The organism is Bacteroides acidifaciens (genome assembly GCF_024623065.1).
GTDB lineage: Bacteria > Bacteroidota > Bacteroidia > Bacteroidales > Bacteroidaceae > Bacteroides > Bacteroides acidifaciens.
The window spans coordinates 66,844-89,452 of record NZ_JANJZR010000011.1; the positions used below are offsets into that span (position 1 = coordinate 66,844).

Here is a 22,609-nt window from a genome sequence, read left to right on the forward strand (position 1 = left end):
AAATGCCGTCCGGCATACAATTAAGAATCAGAATTTATAACCATAACCTAACATGATAACGACATTGTCATCCTCGGCAAACATAAATTTCGCTTCTGCGTTTAAAAAACTACGTTCTGACAAAGGTAAAGTAATACCGCCTCCAAGATTAAAAGCAAATTTGGTTGAGTTACTCCTATCCACCTGGGTGGTCACGCCATTCACCTCGACATCCTGCTTTCCATAGAAATTGTTCTGCATACCAATTCCCGCAAGAGGATAAACGGAAAATCCTTGTCCATCCTTACTGAAATTGAACACATAATGGAAGTTTACATTCACATCCAGTCCCGTTGCTTTGTCTTTCGGGAAAAAGAATGTGAGGTCAGGAGCTATCCTAAGATTATTGGCAATCGCATAGCGTCCCTGTGCTTGCAAGCCGAATCTCTCGTAATTAGTCTGGTAACCAAGGCTTCCCATTAAAGAGCCCTCACCTTTTCTAGTTTGAGCATTCACTCCGAAAGCAGTCATTGCTACTAAAATCAATAATAAAAACTTTTTCATAATCAAGGCATTTAGTTAATAATATATTTCATCTAAAACAAAACTCTCATTCCTTATTATTCTTCAATAGTACAGATACTTACACGATTCCAATCCGGTTCGGTAAACATATCGCCCACTCCCTGTCCTTCGGCAGTAACGCGGTCTGCTGCTACTCTGTATCTCTTAACCAAAATTGTCTTGACAGCCTCTGCACGTGCTGCAGCCAGTCTGGCATTGAGTTCGGCACTACCTTCCGGAGAAGCATATCCTTTTATTACAACTTTTGTTTCCGGATGCTTATTCATATAAGAAGCTACACGTTCCACATTCGGAAGTTGCGAAGCATCAACGGATGACTTACCTTGTCTGAAAGTAATGATTGATTCCGGAATACGGGCTGTCTTGACCACTGTTTCTGCCGGAACCACTTTTGTACGACAGTCATTCAGTTCCTGCTGCAGTCCGTTGATTCTTTGATTAGCACTATTCAACTCACTATTTCTGGTATCCACTTGCCCGCGAAGCGCGTTGATAGAAGAATTCAACTCGTCAATTTCAGCCTGATTGTATGCTCTCACTTTATTGAAGTAATGGGTTCCATTGCTTGTTGCAAAATGATATGTCAATCCTGCAGTGATTTCGAAAGCAGCATTGTTGGCATTGAAACGGCTTTTTGCCCGATTATAATCGCCCTGCATATCATATACAATAGCAGGTCTGATACCAATGGTCCATGCTTTGGATTCGCCCATATTGAAATTAAAGTTCATTCCGAAACGGGTAGACCATGAATTTTCGTCACCGTCACCGCTTGCATAATAGTGCAGCCACCCTACACCAGCTACAGCTTCAATTTCAAAAACACGGGGAGAACCGAGATAAGTGCCGAAAAGATTCATCAGATTCACCTTACCTAATACACTAACATCAGAAGCATCAAAAGCAGTTTTACTTTGGGTTGTATTCACATACCCCATTCCTTGAAATCCCAAACCGAAATTAGGAGTCAATTGTTTCGAAAATCCCACTCCAAAAGCAGGACGCATACTTTTAAAGAAAGCACTATGAGTAAGCGGAGTCACTGCGCCGGCATTAATTCCCACTGACCAATTATCTGTAAATTTAGTACTTTCAATAACTGTTTGGGCCTTCGCTGAAAATGCACCCAACACACAAGCTAATAAAATAATAGACTTTTTCATAATTGAATATAATTTAATGTGACGTTTTGTTTATCATCTACACGAAAACAACATATCCTAAAAAAAATTAGTTCGCAATTGGTATTTCACATTAACATATATTCATTTTTTTAAATCAAAAGAATACGCCATAAATTGAAAAACGGCTGAAAGCGGATTATCCACTATTCTTAGGTTTATCGTCAGTCACATTTTCCAAGGTCGGTAATATAGGTAGGATAATCTGTAATCTATATACAAACCGAATCCAAAATCAGCAGTATCTTTGCAACATGGATAAAAACAACAGATATAAACGTAAAAAAACAAATTAATATGTATCTAGACCATATTTACTCTCCTGCAGACATAAAGAAATTATCGTTTAAAGAACTCAATGATTTAAGTAATGAAATCCGTGCATCACTCCTGCAAAAGTTGAGCGAACATGGCGGGCATTTCGGACCTAATTTCGGAATGGTGGAGGCTACTATCGCTTTACATTATGTATTCAATTCACCGGAAGACAAGATTGTTTTTGATGTATCACATCAAAGTTATGTGCATAAGATGCTGACCGGACGAAAAGACGCTTTTCTCTACCCAGCTGAGTATGACAACGTATCCGGTTATTCCGAACCACTAGAAAGTAAGCATGATTTCTTTGTTATCGGTCATACATCCACTTCCGTCAGCCTGGCTAGCGGATTGGCGAAAGGACGCGACCTGACCGGTGGCAATGAGAATATCCTAGCCGTGATAGGCGACGGTTCCTTAAGTGGCGGCGAAGCATTTGAAGGATTGGACTATGTAGCGGAGCTTGGTACAAACATGATTATTATTGTCAACGACAATCAAATGTCTATTGCCGAGAATCACGGCGGACTATATAAGAACCTGAAAGATTTGCGCGACAGCAACGGTCTGTGCGAATGCAATTTTTTCAAGGCTATGGGATTGGATTATATGTACGTAAACGACGGCAACAATGTGGAAGCATTGGTTGAGGCTTTCTCTAAAGTGAAAGATATTCAGCATCCGATAGTAGTGCATATTAATACACTGAAAGGGAAAGGGTATGAACCTGCAGAACAAGATAAGGAAACTTTTCACTGGCTCACTCCTTTCAATATAGAAACCGGAAAACCAAAGTTTGCCGAGGATGCGGAAGATTATAGCGAAGTGACTGCCCAATATCTGCTGAAAAAGATGAAAGAAGACAAGCGGGTGGTAACAATCACTTCGGGCACTCCTGCCGTTCTCGGATTTACTCCCGACCGTCGCCAGGAAGCTGGCAAGCAGTTTATAGATGTCGGTATTGCCGAAGAACACGCGGTAGCACTTGCTTCCGGCATCGCAGCTAATGGCGGAAAACCTGTTTACGGAGTGTATAGCACATTTATCCAACGTTCATACGATCAACTTTCGCAAGACCTCTGTATCAATAATAACCCGGCTGTTTTGTTGGTCTTCTGGGGAACACTGTCCGGAATGAATGATGTAACCCACCTCTGCTTCTTCGATATTCCGCTCATCAGTAATATTCCTAATATGGTTTATCTGGCACCGACCTGCAAAGAGGAATATCTTGCTATGCTAGAATGGAGCCTCCACCAAAACGAACACCCGGTTGCCATCCGTGTACCGGCAACGGATGTAATTACTTGTGGAGAACCGGTAGAAACTGATTACAGTGTTCTCAATCGCTATAAGGTGGCGCATCGTGGGTCAAAAGTAGCCATTCTTGCTTTAGGTTCGTTCTATGGATTGGGACAGTCGGTTGCATCACTTCTAAAAGAAAAAGCCAATATTGATGCAACACTCATCAATCCGCGTTACATCACCGGTGTAGACAACGAACTGATGAATGAACTGAAAGCAGATCACGAATTAGTGATTACATTGGAAGACGGTGTATTGGATGGTGGTTTCGGTGAAAAGATTGCCCGTTATTATGGTACTACAAACATGAAAGTTCTGAACTTTGGAGCTAAAAAAGAATTTGTTGACCGATATGATATACAGGAGTTTCTCCGTGCCAATCATCTGACGGATGAACAGATTGTAGAAGATATCACCACAGTGATCGGTTAAAATCAAAACCATTCACTATATATTCAGGAGGCTGTCTAAAAGCCAGTTTAAATTCTCTTCAGTCATAATCTTATAGCTGATATTTCAACTTACCCCGGCTCTTCTTGTCGCGTCCGTCTGTAGTTGGCGGAAGGGGTATTAACAGTTGCGCTCTTGGCTATTAATAGAAAACTTTCCGCCCATTAAGTATAAAGTTCCTTCGGACAGGAAGGAAACTTTCTTTTCATTCGATGCAAACTATAAACGCAAGCTTTGATTATATAATTGCAAGCTTTGTTTTTATAATCAAAGCCTTTGTTTTTATAAACGAAGCTTGCGTTTATAGATTACGGTTAACGAAAAATAAGTTTACATACTGATAATAAGAAGTTTACAATTAATGAAAGAGAACTTTTCTATTAATGAATGAAAAGTGGGTTATTAAGAGCCTGCTCCGAGTTTTGCCCGACACAGTTTTGAGAGTTGCTTTCGAGTATATTTTCTGTTGTTGTGAGCAGCAGCATGACGGAGACTATGTGACGAATAAAAACAGGTCGGTAAAGCCTATCTAACATAATCTCAGGAAAATTTAAACAGGCTCTAAAAAGTCGTCAGTAACTCTAACTCCCCTCCTTCGGGAAGGAGAATGAGGATAGAACCGACTTTTTAGACAGCCTCTTCCATTTTCATTCAAATCAATAATCCTTTCCGATAGTTCAACGGAGTCTGTCCCGCATTTCTTTTGAAGAACTTACAAAAATCGGCTGCATCACTAAACCCCAATTTAGCTGCAATCTCGCCAACCGTAAATTTAGTAGAACTCAATAAAGTACGCGCCTCCATTACTAACAATTCATTAATAAGGCTATTGATAGTCTTACCTGTCCCAAGACGTACAATACGAGCCAGGTATTGTTCACTAATAGCCAGCTTATCCGCATAAAAGCTCACGAAATGTTCTTCCCTGAAATTGCGGGTAACGAGTGCATGAAATTCTTGCAGAACGCAATAAACTCTCCATTCAGTAGAATTTCCGAACGGCCTTCAAGAACAAATATCATATAAAGCTCCCGATTGAAATAACATTCATTCGCGGGATAGCTTCTGTCTTTATATTCACTCCGGAAACAGACTACCTCCTCTTTATAATGAGGAAGTTCAGGATGCTCCTTCAACAACTGTGTATTGTCAAATATACGAAATTTTACCATTTACACCTTTATTTTATGACGTAAAAATACGATTTGTTTCGGATATGACAAAAACTGTATGGAATTAGATAATCTATTTCAGAGTAAAAAACAGGACCTTTGCATATCCTTTTCAATATATGGAAAGGGAATCAATAGAAAGAAGTTAAAGATGCATGGTGCAGTCTATCGGAGTAGTGCTTGAGCTGAAACCAAGAGTAGCCATGATGAGCGCAGAAGCATTTGTAAAATATGCATCCCGCCATTATAACAAGGAATTTGGAAAGTTCAAAGTTTATTTCGATATTACTTTAGTTACATTAGCCGTGATTCTCTCGCTCCTGCTGACTCAAGGTATTCAGGGAGTACGCGAAGGATCACTCATTGCTGCTTGCATAACAGGGTATATCGTCAGTTTCCTGAATCAGAAGATAATGACTAGAAAAAACCTTCATAGATTACTACCGGTCTGGAAGTAAGCCCTATATCTATTTAAAATAAACGCCTTATAAAAAGAGAATATAAAAAGGTCAATATAAGAAAGTCGCTATAAAAGAAAGTCGCTTCTCTGTTAGAATCTGATTGATTCTTTCAAAGAAGCGACTCTTTATTTTAGATATAACTACCTTGTATTTACTTCTTCTGACCGTCTATCTCTTTCAGAAGTTCATCCACAGCTACCTTTAGTTGTGTATCCTCTCCTTTGACTACTGTTTCCGGATTATTGGCAACCTTTACATCCGGTTCCAATTGGGTATTTTCCAAATAACTGCCGTCAGGCAAACGATAACCGATGATAGGAATACCAAAGACCAGTGAAGGATCTTGCAATGTTTCCCAGGATACGCTTGTCATTGTTCCCGGCACAGGCATACCTACCAGCTTACCTATCTTCTGATGTTTGTATACCCACGGAGTTCCGTGTGCATTGGAATAGTTAGCTTCACACTGCAACATGATAGAAGGTTTATTCCAGCGACGGCTCGGCATATCACAAGCTTCACGTCCACGCACTACCTGCGTAAAGTATTTCTGACCGCTGAAAAGTACCTCAATATCTTCATGCAGACGGCCACCACCGTTGAAACGGGTGTCAATCACAATACCTTCGCAGTTGTTATATTTTCCTAGAATGTCCGAGTATACAGTACGGAAGCTATCATCTCCCATCGACTGAATATGAACATACCCCAAACGTCCTTTCGACCATTTCTCAACATCTGCCGCACGTTGTTTTACCCAACGTTTGTATAACAAACCGTTAAGCTTTCCACTAGTAATAGGCATTACCACTTCTTCCCAACGTTCCTTGTTCTGCGGATTATACAACGAAACCAAGGTTTTCTTTCCGGCTTTATTATTCAATAAAGCGGTAATATCCTTATCTGGAGCCAGTTCCTCACCGTTAATCTTTTCAATAATGCAACCAGCTTTTACTTTCGTACGGGAATGGTCGAACGGACCTTTTTCAACTATCTCAGCGATTTTCATTCCTTTTCCCTGATACTCCCAATCGAACAACAAACCCAGATTAGAGGTCACATCTCCTCCACCTCTCGGAGAATAACGTCCTCCGGTATGTGAAACATTCAGCTCACCCAACCACTCACTCAATAATTCTGCAAAGTCATAATTGTTATCAATATGAGGCAGGAACTTACGATAAGCATCAGTCATAGCATCCCAGTTTACCCCGTGCATATTGAGGTTATAGAAACGTTTTTGATGCTGCTTGTACACATGGTCGAACATCGCCTCACGCTCGGCAGCCAAATCCATTTTCATTTCAGCCTGATAACTGATTGATTTCAAAGCATCCGACTTCGCATCCATTTTCTGCATAATCCGGCTTCCCAACAAGAAAATATCCCCTTTCTTATCCAACATCAATGATGCCCAACCGGTATTGAGTTTGTGCAGACGCTTCGTGTCTTTTTCACGAAGATTCATTTTCCAAAGGTCATATCCACCTTCGATAGCTGAGAAGTAATAAAGATTCTCTCCGTCTTTTGAGAGTATGGCACTGCCTAAATCGGAAGAGTTGGGAGTCAGACGGACAATACGGTCTTCAATGCCGTTAAGTTCTACAACTATATCTTTCTTGTCTGCCTTATCTTCGGATGACTTATCCTCGTCAGCCTCATCCTTTTTTGACTTATTTCCGTCTTTCTTCTTGTCGCCTTCCTTCTCTTTCGCTTTCTTCTGTTCCTTTTCTAATTCTTTGAGCAGTTCGAAGTCTTCCTTGCTCAGGCGATAGCGATCATAAGCATCCTGATTCAGGAATACCAGCATCACATCTTGTTGCGAACCCCAGGAAGCATGCGCACGCATACCGTAACGTTCAGTCTGGAAAAGAATAGCGTTTCCGTCCAAGACCCAACGCGGAGCACCACTGATATATCCACTATTTGTCAGATTAGTAATCTCCCCTCCCTGTGCGCTGACAATGCCTACATCCGAATAAGGATCGTGACGGTTGCCTATAAATTCGAGGGTAAACCATTTGCCGTCCGGCGACCATTCGTAGTCAAATCCGCCACCGGTATTATACCATGTAGAACCATCCGTCACTTGACGAACTTTCTTTGTTTTTAAGTCAAGTACCATTAAGCGTTTGCGGTCTTCGATAAAAGCCAGTTCCTTGCCATCCGGAGAATATTGCGGATAAGCACGTTCCACCGTTTTGGAAGGAAGCAGGACTTCTTCTTCGATAAGAGTTGCATTAGGGAAATTGGCTTCTTCCTTACGGGCTATTTGGGCAGTGTAAAGTTGCCAGTTACCCGTCCGTTCGCTGGCATAGACCAATGTCCGGTTATCCGGTGCAAAGGACACAGCGGCTTCTTTTCCCGGAGTATTCGTGATTTGCTTGGTTGTAGCATAATCCGTCGAAGTGACAAAAACATCGCCGCGCACAACGAAAGCAACCTGTTTGCCATCCGGGGATACAGAAGCGGAAGTAGCACCTTGGGAGAATTTGAGGGAAGCAATCTCCTTTTCGTCATCCCGGACAAGTTCGACGTTTACTTTCTTCGGACGGGCATTGGCTTCCTGCGTATAAAGTTCTCCGTCATAGGTATAGCACAATGTACCTTTATCGCTGATTGACAGGAAACGTACCGGATGCGTACGGAATGCAGTTACCGCTTTTGCCTCTTGCGGAGTATTCAGCGAAAAATTATATACATTGAATGAGCCGCCGTTGCGCTCGCTAAGAAAATAGACAGAATTGCCGTCGGGCGCATATACCGGATTGCGGTCTTCCCCTTCCCGGTTCGTCAGATTGACATGTTTTCCCGATTGTGTATCATACAGCCATACGTCTCTGGTTATAGAAGAAGTATGGTGTTTTCTCCATTCATCTTCGAAGCCTTTACGGTCTTGATAAAGAAAGTTTTTCCCCGATTTATCAAAGCAAACCCATTCGGCAGGAGTAGCGAGCACTTGCTCGGTACGTCCTCCACCAACAGGAACTTTATACAATTCCGTCATTGCTCCGGTAGGAAACAAAGCACTGCCAGCAGGGTCTTGAATAGATGCGGAGAAAAGTACATACTTTCCGTCCGGAGTAAAAGCCGAGGGAATCTCCGAAGCCGAATGATAAGTCAGCCTTTGAGCGGTTCCGCCATCGGCAGGCATGATGAAGAGGTCGAAATTCCCATTCCGGTCGCTGGCAAATGCAATTTGCTTTCCGTCGGGCGACCAAACGGGGTTAGCTTCATAAGATGCTTGTGTTGTCAACTGAACGGCTGTTCCACCCTGTGCGGGGACTTTGTAAATATCGCCTTTATAACAAAAGACAATCTCCGTTCCATCCGGTGAAATACGTGCGTCACGCATCCACAAAGGAGTAATGGCATAGCCGGACAATGCGGTCAATGCCAGTGCTAAAGAAGTTATTAGTTTCTTCATGTCAAATAATTATATATATTTTATTCCTACGCTCCCGTATCGAAGAGTAATCTATGTCCCGATGTCTCCATATAGCGAGAAAGACCGTGTTCTGCCTGCAATTTACGTCCATAGACACCATTCTCTACAAGAGTCGTTATTGTATAGCCCATGATGCTTAGTTATTAAAAGAATCATACAAAATAAAAAGTTCTGCCACAAAATTATAATAATTCTGTGGTAGAACAAACAATACAGTCAATTAAAATTCTTGACTTTTCAACCTTTCAATTGTTTTTTGCTTTTTAGCCTTCAAAAGGCCGCATAAGATAGCGTCACTATAATAAAACGGGACAGTTACACCATTTTTCCCATGTTGTAGGCTTCCTGCATATACGGAGTATCTTTAATCTCCCCTACCTTCCAGGCACCGATTCCATAAACCGTTCCTTTTTCCCGTGGCCCTTCCAGACAATCGAGGAAGCCCCGAAAACCGTCTATCGTGCGCTCCATCATTGCTTTATTATCCTCTGCCGCCGCAATAATGAAATAAAACTCCTTGTTCGTTATCTCCGTATAACGTGCGCAGCAACGGTCAATCATAATCTTCATCTGACCACACATTGTATAGAAATATACGGGAGTCGCCATTACAATCACATCAGCAGCAATCATCTTCTCCACAATTTCCGCCGCATCATCCTTCTGCGGACAAGGCTTGCCGTACATACTGCAAACACTGCATCCCGTACAAGGATGAACCATTTTGTCTTTCAGAAAAATCTTCTCCACTTCATTGCCCGTCTCGATAGCACCTTTCATAAATTCATCACAAAGCAAATCCGAATTGCCACCTTTCCGCGGACTGGACGAAATTATCAGAACTTTTTTAGCCATAACTATACTTTATTAGTTTTATCTTTTAGAATGATTCAGTCTTTTCACTCTGCAAAAATAGACAATTTATAAATTTCTTTCTGCTATTTCCCTTGTGTGTCCTTCGCAGGAGAAATAGGCTATCCACATTTTCTTATCCTTTGTTTCCAATTATTAAAAGTTTAATCTGAAGAATGCTTCCAGCTTGTCAAACGGGATGACGGTCAGATTGTCATAAAGGTCTGTATGGTTTGCACCGGGAATAATCATCAATTCCTTATTATCACCTTTCAGCTTCTTGAACACATCTTCGCCGAAGTAGCGGGAGTGCGCCTTTTCGCCGTGAATGATAAGTACGGCATTCTCGATTTCGTCCGCACGGCTCATAAGCGGGAAGTTGATGAATGGAATGGCTTCAGTCGCATTCCGTCCCTGATTGGAGTTGAGCGAGCGTTTGTGATAACCGCGCGGGGTCTTGTAGTAGGCGTGGTAGTCTTTGAAGAACTGCAGGGCGTCGGCCGGCAATTCATCAGGCACACCTCCGCCTGGCTTCGGAAAACCATTGCGGAAATCCTCGGTACGCTGTGCCGCCAATGTTTTACGAAATGCGTTGCGGGCTTCGGCGTTGTCGTTGGTATCGAAATAGCCGTTGGCACTGACGCGGCTCATGTCGTACATCGTCGAAGCGATGGTAGCCTTGATGCGTGGGTCGGCTGCTGCGGCATTGATAGCCAGTCCGCCCCAGCCACAAATGCCGATGATACCGATTTGTTCGGAATCTACCTTGTCATTGGTCGCAAGGAAATCGACAGCGGCAGAAAAATCCTCCGTGTTAATGTCGGGCGACACCACATAACGGGGTTCGCCGCCGCTCTCTCCAGTGTAAGAGGGGTCGAAAGCAACGGTCAGAAAACCGCGTTCGGCCATTATCTGGGCATAAAGTCCGGCTGCCTGTTCCTTAACAGCTCCGAACGGTCCGCAGACAGCAATGGCGGGCAGCTTGCCGGAAGCGTCTTTCGGTACATACATGTCGGCCGCCAGCATGATACCGTAACGGTTGACAAATGTTACTTTGCTGTGGTTCACCTTGTCGCTCTGCGGAAAGGTCTTGTCCCATTCTTGTGTCAAATTCAATGTCTTCATATTATCACTTGTTTTTTGATTTGTTGTACTGTTCGTGCAGCCGACAAGCAGTCCTATTCCAAACAAGGCTGTAATGGCTGCGGTTTTCAGATTCATCGTTTTCATTCTACTATTACTTAATATGGTTATCATCCTGTTTTATAATGCAAAGGTACAGCGATAAAACAGAGCACGCATTACTGTCCAGCTCAAAATAGATTATTCAAAAGCTCAATCCCGTGTTTTCTCAAAAGCTCATATAATACAAACAGCGTTATGGTCTTTCCGTTACCACAACGCTGCTTATGTGTTGATTAAAGGTTATCCGTACGCTTTTTAGAGATTGGAAAGTTCAATATGTTGTGTTCCGAGTTACACGAATGCAGCGGTCGGCGATATGCCGTATTGTTTCTTGAAAGCCGTCGAGAAGTGCGACGGATTCTTGAATCCCACCTCGGCATAAACATCCACAACCTTTTTACCCCCCTCTTTCATTTTGGCGTAAGCCACCTCAAGACGTTTCCGTATAAGCCATTTTTCGGGCGTCAGATCGCTGATTTTCTTGAAATCGCGTTTGAACGTGGCAAGGCTGCGTCCTGTGTAGTGCGCCATTTCTTCCATCGTAAACTCATACATGTAGTTCTCGTTCATGAACTCCATGATGTCGATTTTCCACGGTTCGTTGAAATCGAAGAGCGTCGGAGCAAATCGCTTGTCGATATGCAACAGCGCAAGCAGCCCCTCCTGCAATTTCAAGTTCATGAAATCGTCTTTGGGTTTCACTTCCGGATCGAAGTAAGGGGTCATTGAAGCGAAGAGGCTGGCGAGTTCCACCGTTTTAGGCAATTTGATTACACCGGAATCGAGTTTGGGGATATTTGCAGGAACTTTGCGTTGTTCCAACTTACTATACATTTCTCGTAAGAAACGACGTGTGAACATCAGAAAAATGCCACAGTAACGTTCGCCGTCCTTTGTCTTTTTATACATCGTGATGTGATGGTCGCGCGGAATAAAGACACATTCGCCTTTCCCTACATGAATCTGTTCAGTCCCGTTGTCGAGAATCATCTCACCCGAATATACATAATTGATGGCATATTCACGGGAACGGTGTATACAACCGCTGAGGTCGTCGTAGAAGAAGCTGTAAAATATATCATTGTAATTGAATATGAGCTTCATCGGCCCTAATTGTTCGTCTGTCATATCTTGCTTCAATTTATTTGCTTGCAAAAGTACAAAACATTTCTCAAAAGCTCATTGCTTATATACGATATTAGAAAAATAATCACTATTATCTTGTATACGCATCTATTCTTTATAGACAAACAAAGGAACAAAATTGTTAGCAAAAAGAAAGACAATTACCTATTATAATCTTATTCTTCCAGCTTCCATACATAAAACACATTCCTTCCCGCCCCTCTCTTACGCAGTTTCCCTTCTCGGATTATACTTTATCGTAATACAACTTATAAATATTAGGAAGAAAAGACTTAGTTGACCGGCAGAAATTAATCACCCAACAGCAACTTAGTCACAGCAGCAGTATTCAAAGCCCATTCACGGGTATATACTTCGTCCGCTTCCGGTGTATCAGCCAACTTCAATCCCTGTGCTTGTGCTTTGATTACCAACAGTTCGCCAACGGTGGTTTTCGCATCCAATTTATCCAGATACTTTTCGACAGATTGTGTATCCAAAGAAAGAATGGTCTGTCCGCCGAAAGGTGTTTCCAGCCAAACGATTTCTCTCTCTTTCACTTTCAATACCCCGAAAACAAGTCCTTTCTGCAAACTTTGGGAAACACGTACCTGATGCTGAACGCAAGAAGGGTCGTATGCCACTCCGGTCTTCTCTGATATCCTCATCGGATAAGCAGAGTTCATCCAACCGACTACCAGATTAGGAGAGATAGCACCATTGCTATACGCATTGCAAGTGAAAACCACATACTGCGCACCTACACGGTTCAGTTCATTCAAATCGAGTTCGATATACTCGGCAGTACCTTTCTTGTCGGGGATGCTTCGGATATCTCCGCTATGCTTGGCACCGATAGCCTGCAAGTTGAAATAAGAGCAAACTTCCGTTGTTGACGGCAAAGTGATGTGGCAACTCAAGTCCATATCCAGATGCTGTGCCGGAAGCCCTTTTCCCCACTGCATGAACAGGCGCACCTTATCCCCTTCTACCGGGAAACGTGTTCCCTGCAAGGCACAGGAAGTATCCTGAACCGTCTCGCTACGGTCGCCGATAGACAACGGGATATGGAACAACATAGGGTCGATATATATGCTTTTGTTCTCTCCCTCGACCACCGCATTAGCAAAACGGGCAGTCACGACTTCCTTACACAAGTCCTGCACATCTTTCACCATTGCATTCAACTGATCTTCCATATAAAGACCCACCAAATAGTGAGGTTCTATCAAATGAGCATTACCGCCCAAAGGTTTCACCATTCTCTTACGTCCTTGCTCAAAGTAGTTCTCCGCATACATACCCAAAGTGACCACCAGACGGACCGGCAACAAATGAACGACTTCCTTGAATGCAGCCAACGTCTCTTCCGGTCCGAACCAAAGCATATTGGCAAACAAGGAACGTGCAAACATACCCGGCCGCTGCTTCAACAAGGCGAAAGTCTGTGCAGCATCCGCCTTCAAACGGTAACGATCCACCTCTCCCTGCCAAACCGTATATGTCTGACAGTAGAATACATCCATCAACTCCTTCAAATTCCCGAATCCCGGCTTACGGGCATATTCCGCCAAACGCAGCGCACGTATCATACGTACCCACATCTCCCTTTTCGGATGCATGATTTCGCAAGCCTTTTCCGCGTTCATCTCCAGATTATTCAGCCAGAGGGCTACCATTTTACATTCACGGCGGGTGTATTTCAACTTCAGTTCCTCACGCTTCGCCTGAGCAGCCGAACGGCTTTTATCCAAAACAGCAGTTATATGCGCATTGTTTCTACCTGCCTTACGGATGATAGTCTTAGGTTCGATGATTTGCAGGAATCCGGTTTTCTTATACCACAGATAACGCAATATATCGTTCGGAGTGGAGAAATAGATTTGCGCTTCCTGTGCCCTGTCCTGCTCCACCAATGTATCTATCACCAGCATCAAAGTTTCTTTCATCTTGATTCCAACTGCCGGCAACGGAAGTTCGCCAAGCAAAATCTTCAAGCTATCCACTTGCGTGGCATCAAGAGCCGTATGCGATTCAAGCAGGTCGCAGAAGAAACCATTCAACTCCTCTTCCCGCCAAAGTTCAAGGACTTTCAGCTTGCTTCCCTGTCCGAAGTATTCCGTAGCGGACGTTTCAAACGGAGTTCCGCAGAACGGGCAGCCGTTGTATCGCTCCAAAGGGAAGGTATTATCGGGAATCACGTGTCCGCAGGGCAGCTTCACGCCTTTCTGGCTATTGAAGATGTTGGCAATCCATGTTATCAAATGGTCTAATCCTGTTTCTCCAGTAGGTGTATCCCAGCCTTTCACCAATGGAGCCCAATTGAGCGTCACGCCCAATACCTCCTTCATCACCTGAAGAATCTCCATCTGTTGCGCCGGATGCAACTGATTGACAGCATGCAGCAACTCCTCGGATAAGCTATATCCCACTTTTCGAAGTTGAGCAACCAATGTTACAGTAGTCGAAGTCAATGCTTCGCGCTTTTCTGTTCCTTCTATCGCTGGCAGATAAATTGCATTTTGCCTGACAGATACTTTCAATAACTCTTTTTTCATACGTTATGTTTTTTAAGTAAGGTAATCGGGAGACTGTGAATCAATGGTGCATTCCTGCTGTTTTTGAAGTAAGCCTTCCTTGACCTTAGTTGATAAAAAAGAGGTAGAACAGGCCGGATTCGAACCAGCAATAGCCACCGTTAAGAAGTAAGCTCCGGTTGACCTCATTTCAGATAATCCCGAAGCTACTGTCCTACCTCTATATTTGTTTTTTTGCGAAACAGAAAAACGGATAATCGTACTGGTAATTTCTACCCTAAAGAATGTGTTGAAGTAACCCATACTTGACCTGTTTCCTTGTTTCTTCGACAAAGATAGGTGCAGTGATGCGCAGCCTTTTTGCGTAACTCAAACTTTTTTGCTGTATTCATGATAAAAACAACAAAATTCCCGCAACTCTGCCCTTAGTAATCAAATATATTTCGCTAATTTTGGTAGATTTTATGAAAATGGAGTTACTTTTGTCACTCAAATTGAAGAATAGTGCCGATTGTGAAACAAGCCATAGAGAAAGGCAAAATCGTCGGTGTCATCTGCAACGGAGCTTCATTTATGGCAAAACACGGATTTGCAAGAGAACTGCTCCTATTGCTTGAGAACGACATACCGGAACGCATCGAAATGTATTATCAGTTCAATAAGCAAGGATTTTGCCAGCTATTTGGCGAGCATCTTGAGTGAAAAAGAGTGTAGTATGCCTGATTAACAAGCATTTATTTTATAGCAAAACGGGCAGTCATCTCATATCTCAACTTAATGACACGGTACTGTTCGGTAGTCGCCGTCCCCATATTGACATTGCTCTGTGCCTGAAAAGGAAGGTAACGACTTATGTTATTATCAGCAGGTTCAATGATACGAATGACTTCCCCCAATTGCTGTCCCATTGCTTCCACCAAATCAGACGCTTTTTCACGGGCTGCTTTCAGTGCTTCAATCTTCCCCTGCCTCCTATACATAGGCAAATCTTTATGTTTCAGTTCCCCGATACGCATGGACTCAATTCCCCATGTATTAACGCAACGGATAATGGAATTAATTTGATTGAAATCCGTAAGACGAATATCCAGTTGTTTGCCTATCAGAAACTCCTTCCCCCTTTGACGCCAATATTCTCCCACTTCTTGTGTACGGATAGCCTCATCCGATATTCCGATTTTATGTAAACTCCGGCGCAAATCCTTTTCAATCATAGCCAATGGCACTTTTGTCCGAAAGTCTTCCTCTTTCTTTGATTTACCCGTATATTCTTCTTCCCAATATTCCTTTATCTGAATCAGAAAATGTATTTCGTCCGGAACAATTTCTACCTCCGAAGAACCGATTACTTCAACATATCTTGCATCACTATCCTGAGCATTGACAAAGATATTCCATGCAAACAAGACAAAAACCAATAAAAACAACTTTTTCATATCTTCGATGATTAAAGGATTTTATATAACATCATAAGAGCAATTATACAGCAACAAATATAATCTATTCAACACAATAAATGTTATATTTGCAATCGATTTATAATTTGTTCACAAGGACATAACGAAAAGAAAGAATATTTCTTTCATGAAAAAGAATAGGATTAATGAAAGACTTTGCAGCAATCGACTTTGAAACAGCCAACGGCAAGCGTACCAGTGTATGCAGTGTCGGTGTTGTCATTGTAAGAGACGGTAAGATTGTGAATAAAATCTATCGCCTCATCCGTCCTGCGCCCAATTATTATACCCAATGGACAACAGCAATTCACGGACTAACTTACGATGATACGATAGAAGCCGAAGATTTTCCCGATGTATGGGCCGAAATCAAACCATTGATAGAGGGATTGCCGCTTGTAGCCCACAACAGTCCTTTTGACGAAGGCTGTCTCCGGGCGGTTCATGAATTGTATGGAATGAATTATCCCAATTATAAATTCTATTGCACTTGCCGTACTTCGAGGAAAGTATTCGGCAAAGAACTACCCAATCATCAGTTACACACAGTAGCAAAACGATGCGGATATGACTTGAACAACCATCACCACGCACTTGCTGACGCTGAGGCCTGCGCCCAAATCGCATTGTTAATTATTCCCGAGCCATAGAGAGCGGAATCGGTGAAAAAAAGATAAAGATACGCACGTCGGAGGCTTGTTCGATATATTCATTCCCCAATCAGGGAAAAAGACCAAATAAGAAACACTACAACTATTATTTCAATCAATAATAGCCGTAGTGTTTCTTAATTATAATAATGCTAATTATGTACTCAGATTAAAGAATAGACTTAGCGATACCCATTTCCAAACCGCGAAGCTCCGCCAATCCGCGAAGGCGTCCCAAGCAGGAATATCCCGGATTTGTCTTCTTCTTCAAGTCGTCAATCATCTGATGTCCGTGGTCGGGACGCATGGCGATAGAGCATTTGCGACGTTGTTGTAGAAGAATAAAAGCCTTCATTACGTTATACATATCTACATTTCCTTCCAAGTGGTTAGCTTCGTAGAAGTTGCCTTCTTCGTCACGCTGTGTGCTACGTAAATGCACGAAGTTCACACGGTCGCCGAAACGTTCCATCATGCCGGCAAGGTCATTATCGGCACGTACACCGAAGGAGCCTGTACACAGGCAAAGACCGTTGGATTCGTTAGGTACGGCTTCAATCAACTTTTTGAAATCTTCTTCCGTACTCAAGATGCGCGGCAGACCTAAGATTGTATAAGGAGGGTCGTCCGGGTGAATCACTAACTTCACTCCTACTTCGTCGGCAACGGGAGCAATTTCTTTCAAGAAGAAAATCAGATTGGAACGAAGTTTCTCAGCGTCAATGTCATTGTAACGGTCGAGCGCTTCCTGAAATTGCTCTACCGTGAAACTTTCCTCAGAACCTGGAAGTCCGGCAATCATATTGCGAACCAACAGTTTCTTATCATCTTCGCTCATTTGTTCGAAACGAGCTTTTGCTTTGGCTATTTCTTCAGGAGTATAGTCTTTTTCTGCGTTCGGACGTTTCAGGATGAAAAGGTCGAAAGCTACGAAAGCCGCTTTTTCAAAGCGAAGCGCTTTAGAGCCGTCGGGCATTGTATAGGCAAGGTCGGTACGTGTCCAGTCCAATACAGGCATGAAGTTGTAAGTAACTACCATTACACCACATTTTGCCAGGTTACGGATACTTTCCTTATAGTTTTCGATATATTTCATGAAGTCGCCTGTCTGTGTCTTGATATGTTCGTGCACAGGTACACTTTCTACCACAGACCACGTCAGCCCTACCTCTTCAATCATTTGCTTACGCTTCATGATTTCTTCCACTGTCCATACTTCACCATTCGGAATATGATGAAGCGCATTTACTATACCGGTAGCGCCGGCTTGCTTAATATCCCACAAGCTTACCGGGTCGTTAGGACCATACCAGCGCCAAGTTTGTTCACATAAATACATACTATTGTTAAATTAAGAATTGAAAATTGAGAATTAAGAAATAAAAGTTGAGAATCAAAAGTTGAGAGCCTACATGCGGATGCTGTGCAGCCAATTCTCAATTTTTAATTCCCAATTCTCCATTTATTAAATAGAGAATGCGTCGAAACCACCATCAATAACAGCTACTGTACCTGTTACGAAGTTAGAAGCATCACTAATCAGATAGTGGATTGTTCCGTAAAGATCTTCCGGTTCACCGAAACGGTTGAACGGAGTATGAGCAAGGATTGTCTTTGAACGGTCGGTCAAAGAACCGTCAGGATTAGTCAATAATGTACGGTTCTGTTCAGTCAGGAAGAAACCCGGAGCGATAGCGTTTACACGCAAGCCGTTACCGAATTTCAAAGCCAATTCACCAGCCATGTATTTAGTAAAGTTAGCAATAGCTGCTTTAGCTGCACCATAACCAACGACACGAGTCAACGGACGAAGAGCTGATTCAGAGCAGAAGTTTACAATAGAACCTTTCTTCTGTTCTACCATAACTTCAGCAAATACCATTGTAGGCAATACTGTACCGAAGAGGTTCAAATCCACCACTTTCTTAAATGCGTCAATCTGCAAATCAAAGAACGTTTTATCCGGAGCGATAGTTGCACCTGCCATGTTACCTCCGGCAGCGTTCAACAATACGTCAATGCGACCATAAGCCTTCATGATTTCTACTTTGTTGCCTTCCAATACTTCTTTATCCATTACGTCAGTGTAAAGGAACATGGCTTCGTTGCCCTCAGCTTTGATACTGTCTACCAATGCTCTTCCTGTTTCTTCGCTTCTGTCGAGCACAACCACTCTTGCGCCTTCTTTTGCGAGGTATGCAGCAATTCCTTTACCCAAGATTCCGGCTCCACCGGTAATTACAACAACTTTGTCCTTTACGTTAAATAATTCATTCATGGTTTCTAAAAATTTATTATATTTATAGTTTATTGTTCAGATAATATTTCAGGTTCTCTTTAAGGAGAATATCTATCGGCATAAGATTTACCTTTTCAGAATGTTGCTTGAACAACAGATGATTGCATAGGGACTTAATTCCTTCGTATCCCTGCCTTTCGGGACGCTGCGCAACCAATGCGGTAATCACACCTTCGGAAAGTAACTGTGTATTTCTCTCTATAAGGTCATAACCTACCAGTTTTACCGACTGCATGGCTCTTGCTTTCAGGTAATTCCCTAAAATATAGCAGGTAGAATTAAAAATAACAGTTCCTTCAATATTCGGATTTGATTCAAAGATTTCATCAAGTTTCGTGAAATTGTACACCGAATCATTGATTTTCAACTCCACCTCATGCAGATTTCCAGTGAATCCCATCTCTTTCAGATAACGACAAAATCCCTCCCTGCGGTTTCTTCCCTGATTGGAGTCATTCTTTCCACTATGGACAATCCGTGCCATAAGAATATCGGAAGCAGGAGAAATTCTGTCTGTCAACAACCTGGCGGCAATAACTCCGGCATCATAAGATTCTGTACCGAAATAGGCAAGTTGATGCTGTCCCTCAATATTGGAATCGACATAAATATAGGGAATTTCGAATCGGTCGAGTTCACGCGAAAGCCGGATAACAGAATCGGTAAACAATGTGGCGATTAACACACCATCCACCTTTTCATCCAACAGATTACGGACTATATCATCAAAAGTTTTGTTGTTATACTGGTCAAAAAAGAGCTTTGTGATAGTTATATTATAAGACTCCATTTCGGAAGCAGCCTTATCAATGCCTTCTGAAATGGCTTCCCAATACTCTCCCTGAGCAAAAGACGGAGTGATTGCGACAAAGTGATACTGTTTCTTGGACGCCAATGAACGCGCCATGAGATTAGGCTGATAATGAACCATCTCCAAAATAGCCTGCACCTTTTTCCTGTTTTCTTCAGATACCCGTCCACGATTATGAATGACTCTATCCACCGTGCCGACAGAGACACCCGCCATTTTAGCGATGTCTACAATACGAATATTTGAGAATTCTTTGTCCATCCTTAATAAATATCTTGTTTTTCGATGACAAAAGTAAAATGAATTATTGAATTAAGCAATAATGTGTGCGCACACACACGATAACACAAATAGATTATAAAATTAATTATCAAACACTTATATCAAACGTAGCAAATATACACATGTTATTAAACATAAGAAAAAATCCAAAATTATCAGTAAAAAGTACTCCTGAAAGCAGATAAAGAAGAGAAAAAAAATAGTTTTTATCACGAAAAAGATAGAAAAGAATAGAGAAAGTGGTAAAGTGTGTGCGAACACACGATAATATTCAGTGTATACATAAGCGAATAAAATAGTAAAAAAGAATTGATAATCAACTATATGTTAACTGATTACCAATTCTGAAAATATTATTTCTCCCACTTTTCTTTTGCTTTTCCAGCCATCTTATCGGCTTCTGCTGCCACTTTATCAGCAATTTCGGCTCCGGTTTCTACCGCTTTCAGTCCAAGATTCATTGCTTTTTTCTCTGCACAAGCTGCCGCCGCCTCAGCATCGCGACCAATGCGGTGGATAGCGTCATAAATTTCATTTTCCAGTTGTCGGGCTTTTGCGGTACGTGAAAGACGATAAGCAATAGCACCAAGGATAGAACCAAGTCCAAGTCCAATCCAGAAATTTCCATGTCTACATTCCATAATTAAGTTCAGTTTTTTAGATTAAAAATAAATTATATACCCAATAAAGTTCATTTTATCCTCCTTTTTTAATTCAACAACAGCAGGTATAAAGAATAGTTCAGTAACTCAAAACTGAATTAACGACAATTTACAATCCTTAGTTTTAGAAAAACAGGAAAGTTTGCGTACCTTTGCAGCCAATTTTTCAGGAACACTTCTAAAGCAATAGGTATCATGATACAAAATCAGGAACAACCCGTAGGAAAAATTACATTTTCCATCTTAATCGCATTAAGTCTTTCACACTGTCTCAATGACCTTTTACAGTCCGTTGTATCAGCAGCTTATCCGCTATTCAAAGATGATTTAGGATTGAGTTTTGCGCAAATCGGTCTTATCACACTGATTTATCAGCTATCAGCTTCGGTCTTCCAACCGATTACCGGAATCATCTTTGATAAATATCCCGTCGCATGGTCATTGCCTATCGGAATGAGCTTCACCATGATAGGACTGATAAACTTAGCTTTTTCTGATAATCTTTATTGGATACTACTGTCCGTATTCTTAATCGGAATCGGTTCTTCCGTATTGCACCCGGAAGCCTCGCGCATCACATTTCTCGCTTCGGGTGGAAAACGCGGACTGGCACAATCACTCTTTCAGGTAGGTGGCAATTTTGGTGGTTCGCTAGGCCCTTTATTGGTGGCTTTGCTCGTTGCCCCTTATGGAAGACAGCATCTTTTCATATTTGCATTTGTAGCGGTTGCAGCTATCGGAGTCATGTATCCGATTTGCAAATGGTATAAATCTTATCTCAACCGGATGAAGGCTCAGACTGTCAGCGTCAGAAAACCGGTTCATCTCCCTTTGCCTATGGATAAAACGGCTATCTCTATCGGGATATTACTTATATTGATTTTCTCGAAATATATCTATATGGCGAGTCTGACCAGTTATTATACATTTTATCTGATTCACAAATTCAATGTTAGCGTACAGGAATCGCAGCTATATTTATTTATATTCTTGGTTGCTACGGCTATCGGAACATTGGTGGGCGGCCCCGTAGGCGACCGCGTCGGGCGGAAGTATGTTATTTGGGCTTCAATTTTGGGAGCTGCCCCGTTCAGTTTACTGATGCCTCACGCTAATCTGGTATGGACTATTATTTTAAGTTTCTGCGTGGGATTGATGCTTTCTTCCGCTTTCCCTGCCATATTGCTTTATGCTCAAGAGCTACTTCCTACCAAACTTGGATTAATATCAGGCCTGTTCTTCGGATTTGCTTTCGGGGTTGCCGGTGTTGCATCGGCTGTGCTTGGTAACTTGGCGGATAAGACAAGTATTGAGTATGTTTATAATATATGTGCTTATATGCCGTTGCTGGGACTGGTCACGTTCTTTCTGCCTAATTTGAAGAAGAAAAAGATCGGATAGAAATCTACATAAATAAAGCGAAGCAAAGCGCATTATATTAACATATTTAATTGGAGATAAAAGAAACGTCCGGTATTCGTCGTCACGACGTACACCGGTCTACAAGTTAAGGTCAAAGTCAAAAAATTAAGAGAGCTATTTATAAATTTGGGTTCGCGTTTATTTCTTTTTCGGGAATAGCGTACAAATAGTAGGTGCTATTCTCTGTGAATGGCTTACCATTCGGAAAACGAAGGAACCAATGTCCTAATGGATTCCGTTTGGCAAAGGTGCCGCCTTCCTGCCAACAATACACTTCCGCCTTTTGTTCATCTTCCGCCTCTATCAGATACATTTTGCTTGCTGTAACTAACAGTATATAGAAGTTTTTTGTTTAGAGCCTGTTTAAATTTTCCTGAGATTATGTTAGATAGGCTTTACCGACCTGTTTTTATTCGTCACATAGTCTC

Annotated in this window: 16 protein-coding genes and 5 pseudogenes; 5 read left to right on the forward strand and 16 right to left on the reverse strand. The window is 42.1% G+C overall.

Features of this window, described 5'->3' with window-relative positions; translation table 11 throughout:
* Nucleotides 1-27: 27 nt before the first annotated feature.
* Together NSB03_RS05330 and NSB03_RS05335 are read right to left on the reverse strand one after the other, a co-directional pair.
* Entirely contained in the window at nt 28-543 is a 516-nt protein-coding gene (locus tag NSB03_RS05330; RefSeq protein WP_024987145.1) for a hypothetical protein, read from the reverse strand.
* Nucleotides 544-599: 56 nt separating this feature from the next.
* A complete protein-coding gene (locus NSB03_RS05335; RefSeq protein ID WP_024987144.1) occupies nt 600-1,727 on the reverse strand; it encodes an OmpA family protein in 1,128 nt (375 codons plus the stop codon).
* Nucleotides 1,728-2,042: 315 nt separating this feature from the next.
* Here NSB03_RS05335 and NSB03_RS05340 point away from each other — a divergent pair, with 315 nt between their 5' ends.
* Nucleotides 2,043-3,800: a 1-deoxy-D-xylulose-5-phosphate synthase gene (locus NSB03_RS05340; RefSeq protein WP_257466263.1), complete on the forward strand. Its 1,758-nt coding sequence runs from the start codon at nt 2,043-2,045 to the stop codon at nt 3,798-3,800.
* Nucleotides 3,801-4,469: 669 nt separating this feature from the next.
* Here NSB03_RS05340 and NSB03_RS05345 read toward each other — a convergent pair.
* Nucleotides 4,470-4,990, reverse strand: a pseudogene (locus tag NSB03_RS05345) (helix-turn-helix domain-containing protein).
* 152 nt (nt 4,991-5,142) lie between these two features.
* Between NSB03_RS05345 and NSB03_RS05350 the strand changes: the two are divergent.
* Nucleotides 5,143-5,448, forward strand: a pseudogene (locus tag NSB03_RS05350) (DUF6198 family protein); the annotation flags it as partial.
* A 154-nt stretch (nt 5,449-5,602) separates the two neighbouring features.
* Here the strand turns inward: NSB03_RS05350 and NSB03_RS05355 are convergent.
* From NSB03_RS05355 to NSB03_RS05385, 7 genes and pseudogenes are all read right to left on the reverse strand, one after another.
* Nucleotides 5,603-8,878, reverse strand: a complete 3,276-nt coding sequence (locus tag NSB03_RS05355; protein WP_257466264.1) for a S41 family peptidase — start codon at nt 8,876-8,878, stop codon at nt 5,603-5,605.
* 29 nt (nt 8,879-8,907) lie between these two features.
* A pseudogene (locus tag NSB03_RS05360) lies at nt 8,908-9,030 on the reverse strand (MBL fold metallo-hydrolase); the annotation flags it as partial.
* A 184-nt stretch (nt 9,031-9,214) separates the two neighbouring features.
* The gene (locus NSB03_RS05365) at nt 9,215-9,754 is read right to left on the reverse strand and encodes a flavodoxin family protein (protein WP_024988318.1); all 540 of its coding nucleotides are present in this window, start codon (nt 9,752-9,754) and stop codon (nt 9,215-9,217) included.
* A 153-nt stretch (nt 9,755-9,907) separates the two neighbouring features.
* Nucleotides 9,908-10,981: an alpha/beta hydrolase gene (locus NSB03_RS05370; protein ID WP_024988317.1), complete on the reverse strand. Its 1,074-nt coding sequence runs from the start codon at nt 10,979-10,981 to the stop codon at nt 9,908-9,910.
* A gap of 246 nt (nt 10,982-11,227) precedes the next feature.
* The gene (locus tag NSB03_RS05375; protein ID WP_024988316.1) at nt 11,228-12,064 is read right to left on the reverse strand and encodes a helix-turn-helix domain-containing protein; all 837 of its coding nucleotides are present in this window, start codon (nt 12,062-12,064) and stop codon (nt 11,228-11,230) included.
* A 308-nt stretch (nt 12,065-12,372) separates the two neighbouring features.
* A complete protein-coding gene (locus tag NSB03_RS05380; RefSeq protein WP_024988315.1) occupies nt 12,373-14,619 on the reverse strand; it encodes a hypothetical protein in 2,247 nt (748 codons plus the stop codon).
* 12 nt (nt 14,620-14,631) lie between these two features.
* A complete protein-coding gene (locus tag NSB03_RS05385; RefSeq protein ID WP_135039194.1) occupies nt 14,632-14,901 on the reverse strand; it encodes a hypothetical protein in 270 nt (89 codons plus the stop codon).
* Between the two features lie 195 nt (nt 14,902-15,096).
* On the opposite strand from NSB03_RS05385, the pseudogene NSB03_RS05390 reads away from it, so the two are divergent.
* Nucleotides 15,097-15,300 (forward strand): annotated as a pseudogene (locus NSB03_RS05390) (glutamine amidotransferase); the annotation flags it as partial.
* 32 nt (nt 15,301-15,332) lie between these two features.
* Here the strand turns inward: NSB03_RS05390 and NSB03_RS05395 are convergent.
* Nucleotides 15,333-16,034, reverse strand: a complete 702-nt coding sequence (locus NSB03_RS05395) for an SIMPL domain-containing protein (protein ID WP_120469007.1) — start codon at nt 16,032-16,034, stop codon at nt 15,333-15,335.
* Nucleotides 16,035-16,201: 167 nt separating this feature from the next.
* On the opposite strand from NSB03_RS05395, the gene NSB03_RS05400 reads away from it, so the two are divergent.
* Nucleotides 16,202-16,705, forward strand: coding sequence for a 3'-5' exonuclease (locus tag NSB03_RS05400; protein WP_024988313.1), 504 nt, complete (start codon nt 16,202-16,204; stop codon nt 16,703-16,705).
* A 169-nt stretch (nt 16,706-16,874) separates the two neighbouring features.
* Here NSB03_RS05400 and uxuA read toward each other — a convergent pair whose 3' ends face one another.
* The 4 genes from uxuA to NSB03_RS05420 form a co-directional block, all read right to left on the reverse strand.
* Entirely contained in the window at nt 16,875-18,044 is a 1,170-nt protein-coding gene (gene uxuA, locus NSB03_RS05405) for a mannonate dehydratase (protein WP_024988312.1), read from the reverse strand.
* A gap of 126 nt (nt 18,045-18,170) precedes the next feature.
* Complete coding sequence (locus tag NSB03_RS05410; RefSeq protein ID WP_024988311.1) at nt 18,171-18,983, reverse strand: SDR family oxidoreductase; 813 nt, start codon at nt 18,981-18,983, stop codon at nt 18,171-18,173.
* Nucleotides 18,984-19,005: 22 nt separating this feature from the next.
* The gene (locus NSB03_RS05415) at nt 19,006-20,076 is read right to left on the reverse strand and encodes a LacI family DNA-binding transcriptional regulator (protein ID WP_024988310.1); all 1,071 of its coding nucleotides are present in this window, start codon (nt 20,074-20,076) and stop codon (nt 19,006-19,008) included.
* 374 nt (nt 20,077-20,450) lie between these two features.
* The gene (locus tag NSB03_RS05420; RefSeq protein WP_024988309.1) at nt 20,451-20,738 is read right to left on the reverse strand and encodes a YtxH domain-containing protein; all 288 of its coding nucleotides are present in this window, start codon (nt 20,736-20,738) and stop codon (nt 20,451-20,453) included.
* A 216-nt stretch (nt 20,739-20,954) separates the two neighbouring features.
* On the opposite strand from NSB03_RS05420, the gene NSB03_RS05425 reads away from it, so the two are divergent.
* Nucleotides 20,955-22,160, forward strand: a complete 1,206-nt coding sequence (locus NSB03_RS05425; protein ID WP_024988308.1) for an MFS transporter — start codon at nt 20,955-20,957, stop codon at nt 22,158-22,160.
* A gap of 139 nt (nt 22,161-22,299) precedes the next feature.
* Here the strand turns inward: NSB03_RS05425 and NSB03_RS05430 are convergent.
* A pseudogene (locus NSB03_RS05430) lies at nt 22,300-22,467 on the reverse strand (RagB/SusD family nutrient uptake outer membrane protein); the annotation flags it as partial.
* Between the last annotated feature and the right edge of the window lie 142 nt (nt 22,468-22,609).

Bases quoted from the DNA above. Each gene is read 5' to 3' on its own strand.
- NSB03_RS05330 (WP_024987145.1), bottom strand. From the start codon at position 543: ATGAAAAAGTTTTTATTATTGATTTTAGTAGCAATGACTGCTTTCGGA.
- NSB03_RS05335 (WP_024987144.1), bottom strand. From the start codon at position 1,727: ATGAAAAAGTCTATTATTTTATTAGCTTGTGTGTTGGGTGCATTTTCA.
- NSB03_RS05340 (WP_257466263.1), top strand. From the start codon at position 2,043: ATGTATCTAGACCATATTTACTCTCCTGCAGACATAAAGAAATTATCG.
- NSB03_RS05355 (WP_257466264.1), bottom strand. From the start codon at position 8,878: ATGAAGAAACTAATAACTTCTTTAGCACTGGCATTGACCGCATTGTCC.
- NSB03_RS05365 (WP_024988318.1), bottom strand. From the start codon at position 9,754: ATGGCTAAAAAAGTTCTGATAATTTCGTCCAGTCCGCGGAAAGGTGGC.
- NSB03_RS05370 (WP_024988317.1), bottom strand. From the start codon at position 10,981: ATGAAAACGATGAATCTGAAAACCGCAGCCATTACAGCCTTGTTTGGA.
- NSB03_RS05375 (WP_024988316.1), bottom strand. From the start codon at position 12,064: ATGACAGACGAACAATTAGGGCCGATGAAGCTCATATTCAATTACAAT.
- NSB03_RS05380 (WP_024988315.1), bottom strand. From the start codon at position 14,619: ATGAAAAAAGAGTTATTGAAAGTATCTGTCAGGCAAAATGCAATTTAT.
- NSB03_RS05385 (WP_135039194.1), bottom strand. From the start codon at position 14,901: ATGGGTTACTTCAACACATTCTTTAGGGTAGAAATTACCAGTACGATT.
- NSB03_RS05395 (WP_120469007.1), bottom strand. From the start codon at position 16,034: ATGAAAAAGTTGTTTTTATTGGTTTTTGTCTTGTTTGCATGGAATATC.
- NSB03_RS05400 (WP_024988313.1), top strand. From the start codon at position 16,202: ATGAAAGACTTTGCAGCAATCGACTTTGAAACAGCCAACGGCAAGCGT.
- uxuA (WP_024988312.1), bottom strand. From the start codon at position 18,044: ATGTATTTATGTGAACAAACTTGGCGCTGGTATGGTCCTAACGACCCG.
- NSB03_RS05410 (WP_024988311.1), bottom strand. From the start codon at position 18,983: ATGAATGAATTATTTAACGTAAAGGACAAAGTTGTTGTAATTACCGGT.
- NSB03_RS05415 (WP_024988310.1), bottom strand. From the start codon at position 20,076: ATGGACAAAGAATTCTCAAATATTCGTATTGTAGACATCGCTAAAATG.
- NSB03_RS05420 (WP_024988309.1), bottom strand. From the start codon at position 20,738: ATGGAATGTAGACATGGAAATTTCTGGATTGGACTTGGACTTGGTTCT.
- NSB03_RS05425 (WP_024988308.1), top strand. From the start codon at position 20,955: ATGATACAAAATCAGGAACAACCCGTAGGAAAAATTACATTTTCCATC.